Here is a 13,103-nt window from a genome sequence, read left to right on the forward strand (position 1 = left end):
TGTTTACACATCCATAATGTGAATGTACTGTATGATCCACAAGCGCAAATTGTTCATGGCGAAGTGAAGGACTTTCATGATCGAGATAAAACACCTGAAAACGCTACAAGCGTTGCGGAACTGCGGTTCGCTCGCAGCGGCTGCGGCCACGCTGCATCAAACACAATCCGCCCTGTCCCACCAGTTCAGCGATCTGGAACAACGCCTTGGCTTTCGTCTGTTCGTGCGTAAGAGCCAGCCGCTGCGCTTTACGCCGCAGGGTGAGATTTTGCTGCAGCTGGCAAATCAGGTGCTGCCGCAAATCGCCAGCGCCCTGCAATCCTGCAATGAGCCGCAGCAGACACGGCTGCGCATCGCAATTGAATGTCATAGCTGTATTCAGTGGCTGACGCCCGCGCTTGAGAATTTCCGTCAGAACTGGCCGCAGGTAGAGATGGACTTTAAATCGGGCGTGACCTTTGACCCGCAGCCGTCTCTCCAGCAGGGCGAGCTGGATCTGGTGCTGACTTCCGATATTCTGCCGCGCAGCGGTCTGCACTATTCGCCGATGTTTGATTATGAAGTGCGCCTGGTGCTGGCACCTGACCATCCGCTGGCGGTGAAAACGCGCGTCACGCCGGAAGATCTGGCGACTGAAACGCTGATGATCTATCCGGTGCAGCGCAGTCGTCTGGATATCTGGCGCCATTTCCTGCAACCGGCAGGCATCAGCCCGAACCTGAAAAGTGTTGATAACACCCTGCTGCTGATTCAGATGGTGGCGGCTAAAATGGGGATCGCGGCGCTGCCGCACTGGGTGGTGGAGAGCTTTGAACGTCAGGGTCTGGTAGTAACCAAAACCCTGGGCGAGGGATTGTGGAGCCGACTGTACGCTGCCGTGCGCGATGGCGAGCAGCGTCAGCCGGTCACGGAGGCGTTTATTCGCTCAGCGCGGAATCACGCTTGCGACCATCTGCCGTTTGTTCGGAGCGCGGAGCGACCCAATGGCGATGTACCCACAGGGAAGCCAGAATCACCGTTCCCCCAATAATAAAGCTCGGCCAGTGGGGTTGTTCCTGCCAGATTGCCAGGTTCACCAGCAGCCCCGCAGGCACGTGAACGTTGTTCATGATGCCCAGCGTCCCGGCATCCACCTGCGTGGCCCCGTAGTTCCACATAAAGTAGCCCAGCCCTGAAGCGACTACCCCAAGCCAGATCAGCACGCTCCATTGCAGTGTGGTGGTCGGCAATTTTTGCGGATTGCCCAGCATAAACCACGCCACCACCGCTACGATGAACGCCCCCATATAAAACCAGGCGAACGCGTTGTGCTGCGGCATCGGGTGGATCTCCATCAGGCGTTTGTAACCCACCATGCCAATGGCAAAGCTGATGTTCGCGAGCTGGACAAACATCAGCCCGGTCCAGAAGTGATCGCTCACTTTGTCGTAGCGAATAATCGCCGCACCGGCCACCGCCAGCAACGCGCTCAGGACGTAGCCCCAGCGCAGACGACGTTTGCTCAGCAGGTCATAAATCAACGTGATGTAGAGCGGCGTCAGCACCGTGAACAGCAGGAATTCTGATACCGACAGATAGACATAGGCGCGGAAACTGAACAGATACATGATGCCGAGCTGCATTGCGCCCACCAGCATGTACAGCAGAATGGTTTTGATCGTCTGTCCGCGCAGGCGCAGGAACGGCAGGAACACCAGCGCAGCCAGCCCAACGCGCATCAGCACAGAGAAGTAGCTGTCGACGTGTCCGGCAAGATATTCACCGATCAGGCTGAACGAGAAGGCCCACAGGATAGTGGTGATAATGAGTAGCGCCACAATGCATGTCTCTCAGAAAGAAGGACGAGCATTGTAGCGAACTCTTCAGTTGACAACTGAGCAATAAATAATCAAATGAAGATTATTCAAGGAACAGTTTGCGCAGGTAGTTCGGCACGGCGTTATCAGTGTTGGTGCCAATCACTTCCAGCTCCGGGTGCAGATCTTTCAGACGCTGGTGCGCGTTTTCCATAATGCAGCCTTTCCCGGCCATCGACAGCATTTCAGCGTCGTTCATGCCGTCGCCAAAGGCGATGCAATCTTTCAGCTCGTAGCCCATGCGTTTTGCCACCGCTTCCAGCGCGTGACCTTTCGATACGCCGCCCGCCATCACTTCCAGACAGGTCAACGTTGAGAAGCTGACGTTCACCCGGTCGCCCCAGCGCGCGTTAATGGCCTGCTCCAGCGGCAGCAGCTCTTCGTGGGTTTCGCAGGTGAAGAACACTTTACTGATCCCTTCAGGCTCCAGCAGACCCGGCTCGTACAGGGTGTAGTTGAAAACCGCTTCCTTGAAGAAACGCATTTCATCCGGACGATGACGGTTCATAAACCAGTCGTCGTTGCGGTAAACGTTGGTGACGATTGACGGGTTGCTATGCACCACGCCAAACAGGTCGGCGGCGATATCGCGATCGAGGTTATGGGTGAAGATCAGATTGCCGTCGGTGTCGTGTACGCGCGCACCGTTGGAGGTGATCATGTACGCTTTGATGTCCAGATTATCGCGGATCTGCCCCACATCCACGTGGTGGCGGCCAGTTGCGAAGACGAAGTTCACGCCACGGGCTGTCAGCAGTTTTAAGGTTTCTTTCGCGTAAGGCGACAGGGTGTGGTCGGGAGAAAGCAGCGTGCCATCTAAATCAGATGCGACAACCTGGTACATAGGAAAATTTAACCTCAATAGGAAATCAGTTATGCCTGTCGAAAAACTCGACGATAGCGTTGAGCGCGACTGAGCGCATGGTGTCCTTTTCAAAAAGGATCTCATGGTACGCGCCCTTTATGACCAACGGTTTCTCCCCTTCACAGGGGTGCCCGGCGGCGGCGCGCAATTCGCAAAAACGGTCGTGCATGCGGTTATCCACCACACGCTCTTCTTCTGCCTGAATCAGTAACGTTGGCGTGGCATCTTTGCCCGCACCGGCCAGCGCAGACTCCCCCGCGCGGATACCTTCACGCACCCAGTGGTACGTTGGCCCACCGACGCGCAGGCGCGGCTCATCGGCGTAGAAACGCAGGTTACGCCGATAACGCTGGCGGCTATGCGTTAGCACGTTCACGGCAAACGGTAGAGCGCGCCAGCGACCGGTCCCGATCGCGTAGCCTTCACGAATGCGCTGATGGCCCTCAGCCCAGTCGAGAATATGGCGCACCATCCAGTCCGGAAAGCGCATCACGATGCCAAACATCGGTGCGGTGAGCGCGATGGCATCGCACTGATGCGGATGACGTTGTAAAAACAGCGTCGCAATCGCCCCGCCCATGGAGTGTGCCAGGATATAGCGCTTGCGCCACGGCCCAGGCTGCACTTCCTGCTCCCAGAACGCGGCGAGATCGTCGACATAATCGCTGAAATTCACCACATGCCCGCGGTGCGAGTCGGATAACAACCGACCGGAGCGCCCTTGCCCACGATGGTCGATAATCAGTACATCAAACCCAAGATGGAAAAGGTCGTAGGCCAGTTCAGCGTATTTAACGTAACTTTCGATACGACCGGGGCAAACCACGATCACGCGGTCGTTTTTGACATTCCGAAAACGAACAAAGCGCACCGGAACATTGTCCACGCCTGTGATTTCGGCTTCTTCGCGCTGACGCCAGAAATCGGTCAGCGGCCCCATGGAGAAAGCAGCAAATGCGTTCTCGCGTGTTTCCCAGTCCTTTTTCTGCTGAAACATCGGGTTTCCACCCCTGTAAGCCAAGGAATATCGTTTTTTCTGGTTGCGTCACACAATGACGCGACAATAGCGTATTGTGGCATAAAAATAGACGATTCGGGAGTTTCAAATGACCTTCGAGTGGTGGTTCGCTTACCTGCTGACATCCATCATCCTGAGCCTTTCCCCTGGCTCTGGCGCGATCAATACCATGACCACATCCATTAACCACGGCTATCGCGGCGCGGCCGCGTCCATTGCCGGACTACAGACCGGGCTGGGTATTCATATCGTGCTGGTGGGGATTGGCCTTGGGACGCTGTTCTCGCGTTCGGTACTGGCGTTTGAAGTGCTCAAATGGGCGGGTGCAGCTTATCTGATTTGGCTGGGCATCCAGCAATGGCGCGCGGCAGGCTCGATTGACCTGAATACCCTCGCCCATACCCAGACGCGCGGTCGTCTGTTTAAACGCGCGGTATTTGTGAACCTGACCAACCCGAAAAGCATTGTCTTTCTCGCCGCCCTCTTTCCGCAGTTTATCGTCCCGCATCAGCCACAGGTGATGCAGTACGTGGTGCTCGGCGCCACCACCATTATCGTCGATATCATTGTGATGATTGGTTACGCGACCCTGGCGCAACGAATTGCCGCGTGGATCAAAGGGCCGAAACAGATGAAGGCGCTGAACAAAGTGTTCGGGTCATTGTTTATGCTGGTAGGTGCGTTGCTGGCGTCGGCGAGGCATGCGTAGCCGGGAAAAGCCGGATGGCGGTGCAAGCACCTCATCCGGCATTCAGGATATTAGCGGGAGATAATCAGGTGAATCCCAAACCCTGCGAAGAGCGCCCCCGCAAAGCCATCGATCCACTTCGCCAGGCGCTGATAGCCACGGCGCATGGACGGTAAAGCGAACAGGCTCGCTACCACGGTAAACCACGCGAAGGTTTCGACGACGATCAGCAGGAAAATGCCCCAGCGCGCGCCCGCGCCGACGTCGTCACCGACGAACAGGGAAAACACCGAGCCGAAGTAGATAATCGCTTTTGGGTTTGCAAGGTTGGTCAGTAAGCCGCGCACGAAACTGCGTCCACCGGTCGCCAGCTCAACGTTAGGTTCAGCGGCTACGCTCTCTTCTTTCTTCAGCGCACCGCGCAGCATCTGGTAGCCCATCCAGCACAGATACAAGCCACCGCCGACCATAATGATATTATGCAGCCAGGCCATTTTCGCGAGGATCAGGTTCAGGCCAAGCAGCGCAACGGCAGCCCAGACCATGACACCCATGGTAATACCGAGCACGCCCATCATCGCCTCTTTGCGGGAGCGGCTGACGGCAGTCTGCGAAACGAAGAAAAAGTCAGGGCCAGGGCTCATCAACGCAACGATGTGCACCAACGCCACAGTGAGGAATAGCATTAACATAATTAACTCGCGGGAAAATAATTCAGTGAGTCACCATCCTGGCACTTTTTAGCCGGACTGACTACTCCTCATCGTCACCATCAGCATGGGAACGAATGAGCGCCATAAATTCTTTGCCAAAGCGCTCGAGTTTGCGCGTACCAACGCCGTTGACGCTCAGCATTTCACCGGCGCTGAGCGGCATCTGCTCGGCCATTTCGATCAACGTCGCATCGTTGAACACCACATACGGCGGGATGTTCTCTTCGTCGGCAATCGCCTTACGCAGCTTGCGCAGTTTGGCAAACAGCTTGCGATCGTAGTTGCCGCCGTAGGATTTCTGCATCACGCGCGGTTTCAGGGCGACGACGCGTGGAACCGCAAGCTGCAGCGCTAACTCACCGCGCAGCACAGGACGCGCCGCTTCCGTGAGCTGAAGCGCGGAATGCTGGGCGATATTTTGCGTGGCGAAACCGAGGTGAATCAGCTGGCGGATAATACTCACCCAGTGTTCGTGGCTCTGTTCGCGGCCAATGCCATAAACCGGCAGCTTATCGTGGCCCATCTCGCGGATACGCTGATTATTTGCACCGCGCAGCACTTCCACCACGTAACCCATACCAAAGCGCTGATTCACGCGGTAAATGGTTGAGAGCGCCTTACGGGCGTCCATCAGCCCATCGTACTGCTTTGGCGGGTCGAGACAGATATCGCAGTTACCGCACGGCTCCTGGCGCCCCTCACCAAAGTAGTTAAGCAGCACCAGACGACGGCAGGTTTGCGCTTCGGCAAACGCGCCCATCGCGTTGAGCTTATGACGCTCGATATCCAGCAGCTGCCCCTGCGGTTTTTCTTCCAGGCAGCGGCGCAGCCACGCCATATCCGCCGGATCGTAAAACAGCATCGCTTCGGCAGGCAGACCGTCACGCCCGGCGCGGCCCGTCTCCTGATAATAGGATTCGATATTGCGCGGAATGTCGAAATGCACCACAAAGCGCACGTTTGGTTTGTTGATCCCCATCCCGAACGCCACCGTCGCGACCACGATTTGCAGGTCATCACGCTGGAACTTTTCCTGCACGTCGGCGCGGATGTGATTTTCTAAACCGGCGTGGTAGGCCGCAGCGCTAAAGCCACGGTTTTGCAGACGCGCGGCGGTGTCTTCCACTTTCGCGCGGCTGTTGCAGTAAATAATGCCGGATTTGCCGCGCTGCTCCTGCACGTAACGCAGAAGTTGGTCCGTCGGCTTGAATTTTTCCATCAGCATGTAGCGGATGTTGGGGCGGTCGAAGCTGCTGACCTGAATAAAGGGATCGTTAAGCCCGAGCAGGCGCACGATGTCCAGACGCGTGGTGTCATCCGCCGTGGCGGTGAGCGCCATAAACGGCAGCGCCGGGAAACGCTGGCGGAGCTGGCCGAGCGCGGCGTATTCCGGGCGGAAATCGTGACCCCACTGGGAGATACAGTGTGCTTCGTCGACCGCCAGCAGCACCGGGTTCCAGTGCGCCAAATGTTCGAGGAAGTTGTCCAGCATCAGACGTTCCGGGGCGATGTACAGCAGGCGAATCTGCCCGGTACGGCATCCGGCCATCACTTCCTGCTGCTGTTCACGAGTCTGAGTGGAGTTGATACAGGCAGCGGCCACGCCGTTCGCCAGCAGCTGATCCACCTGGTCTTTCATCAGGGAAATGAGCGGTGAAACCACCACCGTAAGACCATCCAGCACCAGCGCGGGAACCTGATAGCACAGGGATTTGCCGCCGCCTGTCGGCATAACCACCAGACAGTCGCGGCCTTCCAGTACGGTTTCAATGATGGTTTCCTGGCCAGGGCGAAATTGCTGGTAGCCAAAGGTTTCATGCAAAACCTGTTTAGCCAGCGATTCCTGATTCATTACTTCCGCCTGCGCCACGTTAACCCCATTTGCCAGATACAAAACAGGCGCTATTTTCAGCGCCTGAGAGAGAAACTTCAACGTTTAACGCAAAAACATTCTAGCAGGCTAGAAAAGATCGTTAAGCATCACGCCCACGCCGACACGGGTCTGATTGAAGTTGTAGTCGATCAGCGACTCGCCGTAACCGCTGTACACCTGAGTATAGATGCGTACATGTTTGGTCATCGGATAGCTCAGGCCCAGCTCTGCGCCGCCGTAGCCGGTATTCCAGTTGTATTGGCCTTTGGCGCTCAGCACCGCGTCGCCCAGCTGATAGCCAATCTTCAGCTGATAGTAGCCCATGTATTTGGTGATATCCGGGTTGTCGTCCGTATCGCCAATCACATACCACGGCTTCACTTCCACCATCCAGTTGCCGTTTTCCGCCATCAGACGGGTATAGAGGCGGTTCCAGCTACGCGAGGTCGGATCGGAACGGCCGTTGGAGTCGTGGTTATAGCCAAACTCCACATCGCGCAGCGTCCAGCCGGCAAATTCGTCGTCGGTCGCAAAACCGAGGAACAGCTGCGGCTCATAGTTGGTTTCGCGGAACGGAGAAGATTCGCCGCTATTGGAGAGCTGCCACCAGGATTTCTGGGTATATGAGCCGCCCAGAACCGAGTTCGGCCCCAGAATGCCGCGCCAGAACGGGAAGGCCAGGCTGAGCTGGAACTTCACTTCGTCTTTACGCGCATTATCAGACCAGTTATAGGAGCTGATCGCTTCTTTGTTGAGATCGCTCGTCTGGGTGTAGATCACATAGTTTGTGTCGTACGGGTAGAGCGTGAACGGGTTATCGTGCTCCTGAAGCATGTTAGCAATAATGCTGCCGCGAACGGCGGGCTTATCGTGCACTTCCTTGAGCGTCGCTTCCTGCGCAAATGCTGTGAGCGGCAGCGTAACCGCCGCCAGTAACCAACCCAGATACGTCCGCATCGGTGGGGTTCTCCTGCAAAATGAAATTATGTGAATAGTTATGTGGGCCACATTCTACCTATTTCTCAATTAACTTCCCCTCTTCGTTTCTGAAAGTGGAATTCCTTATCTCTGAAGCATAAAATCAACATTTTGTTAACAACGAAGGATGCGACTTTTCATGTCAGCCACGCTTACCGCTGAAGAAGCTCTGAAACTGGTGGGAGAGATTTTTGTCTATCACATGCCCTTTAACCGCGCGCTGGGGCTGGAGCTTGAACGTTACGAGAAGGGATTCGCTCAGCTCAGCTTTAACAATCAGCCGATGATGGTGGGAAACTGGGCGCAAAGCATTTTGCACGGCGGAGTGATCGCCTCTGCGCTGGACGTTGCCGCCGGGCTGGTCTGCGTGGGCAGCACGCTGGCGCGCCATGACACCATCAACGAAGATGAACTGCGTCAGCGCTTATCCAGAATGGGCACCATTGATTTACGCGTGGATTATTTACGGCCAGGCCGCGGGAACCGTTTTACCGCCACCAGCAGTCTGCTGCGCGCAGGCAATAAGGTCGCCGTCGCTCGCGTCGAATTACATAACGAAGAGCAGGTTTACATCGCCAGCGCAACCGCCACTTATATGGTGGGTTGAGAAGGTGTAATCGGGTAAAATGAATTTACTTTTTTGTAACGGATTATCCCGATGGATGCTAAACAGACGCGGCAGGGCGTTTTACTCGCTCTGGCCGCTTATTTTATATGGGGTATCGCGCCTGCGTACTTCAAGCTGATCTACTTTGTCCCGGCCGACGAAATCCTCACCCACCGTGTGATCTGGTCCTTTTTCTTTATGGTGGCGCTGATGAGCGTGAGCCGCCAGTGGTCGGGCGTGAAAACGCTGATGCAAACCCCGAAGAAGATTTTCCTGCTGGCGCTGTCTGCGGTGCTGATCGGCGGCAACTGGCTGCTGTTCATCTGGGCGGTGAATAACCACCATATGCTGGAAGCGAGCCTCGGCTATTTTATTAACCCGCTGGTGAATATCGTGCTGGGGATGCTGTTCCTCGGCGAGCGTTTCCGCCGAATGCAGTGGGTGGCGGTACTCCTGGCGCTCTGCGGCGTACTGGTACAGTTGTGGACCTTCGGCTCGCTGCCGATCATTGCTCTGGGGCTGGCGTTTAGCTTTGCGTTTTACGGCCTGGTGCGTAAGAAAATCGCCGTGGAAGCGCAAACAGGGATGCTATTTGAAACCCTGTGGCTGCTGCCGCTGGCCGCGATTTATCTGTTCGGCATCGCCGACAGCAGCACCAGCCATATGGCGAATAATCCGTGGTCGCTGAATCTGATGCTGATTGCCGCCGGTGTTGTCACCACCATCCCGCTGCTGTGCTTCACCGGTGCCGCCACACGCTTACGCCTCTCCACGCTTGGCTTCTTCCAGTATATCGGCCCGACGCTGATGTTCCTGCTGGCGGTGGTGTTCTACGGCGAAGTACCGGGTGCGGATAAGATGGTGACGTTCGCGTTCATTTGGGTGGCGCTGGCGGTATTCGTCGCCGATGCGATTTATACCCAGCGTAGAGTGCGAAAAGGAGTGTGATTTTTTGCCGGTGGGCGCTTTGCCACTCTGGCCTACAGGTTACGTAGGCCGGAGAAGGCGTAGCTGCCACCCGGCATCACGCTCAAAGCCAGTTACGACGTTTGAAATAGAGATACGGTGCCAGCCCGGCGAGGATCATAAAGATAATCGCGCCCGGGTAGCCGAAGCTCCAGCGCAGTTCCGGCATAAACTCAAAGTTCATCCCGTAGCTCGACGCCACCAGCGTTGGCGGCAGGAACACCACCGACACCACCGAGAAGATCTTGATGATGCGGTTCTGCTCGATATTGATAAAGCCCATCGCCGCCTGCATCAGGAAGTTAACTTTCTGGAACAGGGATTCGTTGTGCGGCAACAGGGATTCGATATCGCGCAGGATCTCACGCGCCTGCTCCAGCTGACCGCCCGGTAAACGCGCTTTACGCACCAGGAAGTTCAGGGCGCGCTGGGTATCCATCAGACACAAACGCACTTTCCAGCCGATATCTTCCTGCTCCGCCAGCGTCGACAGCGCTTCGTCATATTCATCGCCCTGATGGCCTTCCATGATCACGCGGCTCAGCTTTTCCAGATCGCTGTAGATGTTTTCGATTTCGTCCGCCAGCTGCTCGATTTTGGTTTCGAACAGGTCGAGCAGCAGTTCGTAGGCGTTACCATCTACCATCGCCTGGCTGCGGGCGCGCATGCGGTAGAGACGAAACGCAGGCAGCTCGCGTTCGCGCAGGGTGAACAGGCGGCCATCACGAATGGTAAATGCGACGGTGGAGTTACCGGCGTGATCTTCCGCATCTTCATAGAAAAAGAAGGAGTGGATATGCAGGCCGTCTTCGTCTTCAAAGAAACGCGCGGAGGCCTCGATGTCTTCCAGTTCCGGGCGGGTCGCCAGGCTTTGTCCGAGCTCTGATTGTACGCGAAGGCGTTCATCGTCGTCCGGCTCGACCAGATCCACCCATACGGCATCAATGAGGGGCTGTGACTCTTCAGCTTCAAGCCGAATCAGTCGGTTTTTTTCCAGTTGAAATGCGCTCAACATGACCGGGACTCCCAATGCAAAAAATATCGGACAGTTCGGTGGGCACACAGAAACAATATGGGTTTCAGACCATTAAAAGCCTGACTCAGCGCGACGGGAATTAAGCAGGTCGCTGACAACCACTAAGGCCATCAGCAAGAGGAGATAGCCTTAGGAGTTGTTCCTGGATGACAGGGAATTGAGCCAGTATCTACTGGGTGTGTCCAAGGCGAATGTCCTCTTAGCGTAATCGTGCGCGCATGTTACGCCAGCAATAACTGTGGCGTCAACACGCAACGGAACGCTGAAGAGCAATAAATAGCCTTCAGCTTATAAGGCTAGCAGATTATTACAAAATAATGATATTTTTCTGAATGTTACACTGTTTCCAGCTTGGCGTAAGCCGCGACCAGCCATTTGATCCCCTGCCCCTGGAACGCCACCTGCAGGCGACTGTGCTCGCCACTGCCTTCCAGATTCACGATGGTGCCTTCGCCAAATTTGGAATGACGAACGCGCTGGCCCAGCTTGTAGCCCGTATCGTTTTCCGAAATCGGCGTGCCCATCCGCTGATGGTTGACCGGACGGCTGATACTGGCGCGCAAACGCACCTCTTCGACGCACTCTTCCGGCAGCTCGCCGATGAAGCGCGACGGGCGATGGTAGACCTCTTTGCCGTACAGACGGCGCGTTTCGGCATAGGTCAGGGTCAGCTTTTGCATCGCACGGGTGACGCCCACATAGGCCAGCCGACGTTCCTCTTCCAGACGCCCGCCTTCATCGAGCGACATCTGGCTTGGGAACATCCCCTCTTCCATCCCGACGATAAACACCTGCGGGAACTCCAGCCCTTTCGCCGAGTGCAGCGTCATCAGTTGAACCGCATCCTGCCAGGTATCCGCCTGCCCTTCGCCCGCTTCCAGTGCCGCGTGGGAGAGGAATGCCTGCAGCGGCATCAGATCTTCGTCTTCTTCGTTGTAGCTGAACTGGCGCGTTGCCGTCACCAGTTCCTCTAAGTTCTCAATACGCGTCTGGCCTTTCTCGCCCTTTTCCTGCTCGTACATCATGCGCAGACCGGAATCTTTCACCACCCGGTCCGTCTGCACGTGCAGCGGCATGTCGGCCGTTTCCTGTGCCAGCGCGTCAATCAGTTCGATAAAGCGCTGAAGCGCGCTCGCGGCGCGTCCTGCCAGCGCTTTTTCCTGCAACAGCTCACGGCACGCTTGCCACAGGGTGAGCTGGCGGTCACGGGAGGCCTGGCGCACCACGTCGAGGGTGCGATCGCCGATGCCGCGCGTGGGGGTGTTCACCACGCGCTCAAAGGCCGCGTCGTCGTTGCGGTTGGCAATCAGGCGCAGATAGGAGAGCGCATCTTTGATTTCCTGACGTTCGAAGAAGCGCATGCCGCCGTAAATGCGATACGGCATGCTGACCTGTAACAGCGCCTCTTCCAGCACGCGCGACTGGGCGTTGCTGCGATAGAGAATGGCGCACTGCTCAAGCGCTCCGCCGTTTTCCTGCCAGGTTTTAATGCGGTTGACCACAAAGCGGGCTTCATCCAGTTCGTTGAACGCGCAGTAAATTGAAATCGGCTCACCGTCGACGCCGTCGGTCCACAGCTTTTTGCCCAGACGCCCGTTGTTGTTTTCTATCAGGGCGTTTGCGGCGCTCAGAATATTGCTGGTTGAACGGTAGTTCTGCTCCAGACGAATGGTTTCGGCGCCCGGGAAGTCGTTCAGGAAGCGCTGGATGTTTTCCACCTGCGCGCCGCGCCAGCCGTAAATCGACTGGTCATCATCGCCGACGATCATCACTTTACCGGTATCGCCCGCCAGCAGGCGGATCCACGCGTACTGAATGTTGTTGGTATCCTGGAATTCGTCCACCAGGATGTTGGTGAAGCGCTCGCGGTAATGCTGAAGAATATGCGGTTTGTTGAGCCACAGCTCATGGGCGCGCAGCAGCAACTCGGCGAAATCCACCAGCCCCGCGCGGTCGCAGGCTTCCTGATAGGCCTGATAGACCTTCTGCCAGGTTTGCTCCACCGGATTGCCGAAGCTCTGAATATGGTGCGGGCGTAGCCCTTCGTCTTTTTGGCTGTTGATGTACCACATCGCCTGACGAGGCGGCCACTGCTTCTCGTCGAGATTCATCGCCTTAATCAGGCGTTTAAGCAGGCGCAGTTGGTCTTCACTGTCGAGGATCTGAAAATCCTGCGGCAGATTGGCATCCATATGGTGCGCGCGCAGCAGACGGTGCGCCAGCCCATGAAACGTGCCCACCCACATGCCGCCCTGGCTGGTGCCCATCAGCTGTGCGATACGGTGGCGCATCTCTGCCGCCGCTTTGTTGGTAAAGGTCACCGCCATGATGGAGTACGGCGAGCAGTTCTCTACGCTCTGCAGCCATGCGATGCGATGCACCAGAACACGCGTCTTACCACTGCCCGCCCCTGCCAGCACCAGCATATTGGTCCGCGTCGCGGCAACCGCGTCGCGCTGTTTGTCATTAAGGCTGTCGAGAAGGTAAGAAACGTCCATTGGCA

Annotated in this window: 13 protein-coding genes; 4 read left to right on the top strand and 9 right to left on the bottom strand. The window is 56.5% G+C overall.

The annotated features are described in order from the left end of the window. The first annotated feature begins 76 nt into the window (after window positions 1–76). Window positions 77–1,030, top strand: a complete 954-nt coding sequence (gene metR / locus C0560_RS20095) for an HTH-type transcriptional regulator MetR (protein WP_107702644.1) — start codon at window positions 77–79, stop codon at window positions 1,028–1,030. On the opposite strand, the gene C0560_RS20100 is transcribed toward metR, so the two are convergent. From C0560_RS20100 to pldB, 3 genes are all read right to left on the bottom strand, one after another. Then, on the bottom strand, window positions 918–1,817 hold the full coding sequence (locus C0560_RS20100; RefSeq protein WP_102105645.1) for a carboxylate/amino acid/amine transporter: 900 nt from the start codon (window positions 1,815–1,817) through the stop codon (window positions 918–920). The genes metR and C0560_RS20100 overlap by 113 nt on opposite strands. A gap of 82 nt (window positions 1,818–1,899) precedes the next feature. After that, a complete protein-coding gene (gene yigL / locus C0560_RS20105; RefSeq protein WP_248859310.1) occupies window positions 1,900–2,700 on the bottom strand; it encodes a sugar/pyridoxal phosphate phosphatase YigL in 801 nt (266 codons plus the stop codon). Between the two features lie 25 nt (window positions 2,701–2,725). Next, window positions 2,726–3,718 carry a lysophospholipase L2 gene (pldB, locus tag C0560_RS20110; RefSeq protein ID WP_102105646.1) on the bottom strand — a complete coding sequence of 331 codons (993 nt, stop codon included), beginning with the start codon at window positions 3,716–3,718 and terminating at the stop codon, window positions 2,726–2,728. A 109-nt stretch (window positions 3,719–3,827) separates the two neighbouring features. Here pldB and rhtB point away from each other — a divergent pair, with 109 nt between their 5' ends. After that, window positions 3,828–4,448 (top strand): homoserine/homoserine lactone efflux protein, encoded by a 621-nt coding sequence (gene rhtB / locus C0560_RS20115; RefSeq protein WP_112012613.1) that lies wholly within the window; start codon window positions 3,828–3,830, stop codon window positions 4,446–4,448. A gap of 50 nt (window positions 4,449–4,498) precedes the next feature. Here rhtB and rhtC read toward each other — a convergent pair whose 3' ends face one another. The 3 genes from rhtC to pldA form a co-directional block, all read right to left on the bottom strand. Then, entirely contained in the window at window positions 4,499–5,119 is a 621-nt protein-coding gene (gene rhtC / locus C0560_RS20120; RefSeq protein WP_100778448.1) for a threonine export protein RhtC, read from the bottom strand. A 61-nt stretch (window positions 5,120–5,180) separates the two neighbouring features. Then, window positions 5,181–7,010, bottom strand: coding sequence for an ATP-dependent DNA helicase RecQ (gene recQ / locus C0560_RS20125; protein WP_100780793.1), 1,830 nt, complete (start codon window positions 7,008–7,010; stop codon window positions 5,181–5,183). Between the two features lie 90 nt (window positions 7,011–7,100). Further along, complete coding sequence (gene pldA / locus C0560_RS20130) at window positions 7,101–7,970, bottom strand: phospholipase A (RefSeq protein ID WP_100778447.1); 870 nt, start codon at window positions 7,968–7,970, stop codon at window positions 7,101–7,103. A gap of 160 nt (window positions 7,971–8,130) precedes the next feature. Here pldA and yigI point away from each other — a divergent pair, with 160 nt between their 5' ends. Further along, window positions 8,131–8,598, top strand: coding sequence for an acyl-CoA thioesterase YigI (gene yigI / locus C0560_RS20135; RefSeq protein ID WP_095283881.1), 468 nt, complete (start codon window positions 8,131–8,133; stop codon window positions 8,596–8,598). Between the two features lie 51 nt (window positions 8,599–8,649). Continuing rightward, entirely contained in the window at window positions 8,650–9,546 is an 897-nt protein-coding gene (gene rarD / locus C0560_RS20140; RefSeq protein WP_100778446.1) for an EamA family transporter RarD, read from the top strand. A gap of 82 nt (window positions 9,547–9,628) precedes the next feature. On the opposite strand, the gene corA is transcribed toward rarD, so the two are convergent. The 3 genes from corA to uvrD all read right to left on the bottom strand — a co-directional run bounded on the left by corA (window position 9,629) and on the right by uvrD (window position 13,098). Further along, window positions 9,629–10,579: a magnesium/cobalt transporter CorA gene (gene corA / locus C0560_RS20145; protein WP_095283883.1), complete on the bottom strand. Its 951-nt coding sequence runs from the start codon at window positions 10,577–10,579 to the stop codon at window positions 9,629–9,631. Window positions 10,580–10,729: 150 nt separating this feature from the next. Further along, window positions 10,730–10,786 carry a YsgD/CorL family protein gene (ysgD, locus tag C0560_RS20150; protein ID WP_212743980.1) on the bottom strand — a complete coding sequence of 19 codons (57 nt, stop codon included), beginning with the start codon at window positions 10,784–10,786 and terminating at the stop codon, window positions 10,730–10,732. A gap of 149 nt (window positions 10,787–10,935) precedes the next feature. Next, window positions 10,936–13,098, bottom strand: a complete 2,163-nt coding sequence (gene uvrD / locus C0560_RS20155) for a DNA helicase II (protein ID WP_102105649.1) — start codon at window positions 13,096–13,098, stop codon at window positions 10,936–10,938. Window positions 13,099–13,103: the final 5 nt, after the last annotated feature.

Origin of the sequence: Lelliottia sp. AC1, assembly GCF_023278595.1 — a bacterium.
In the GTDB taxonomy this organism is placed as follows: Bacteria; Pseudomonadota; Gammaproteobacteria; order Enterobacterales; family Enterobacteriaceae; genus Enterobacter; species Enterobacter nimipressuralis.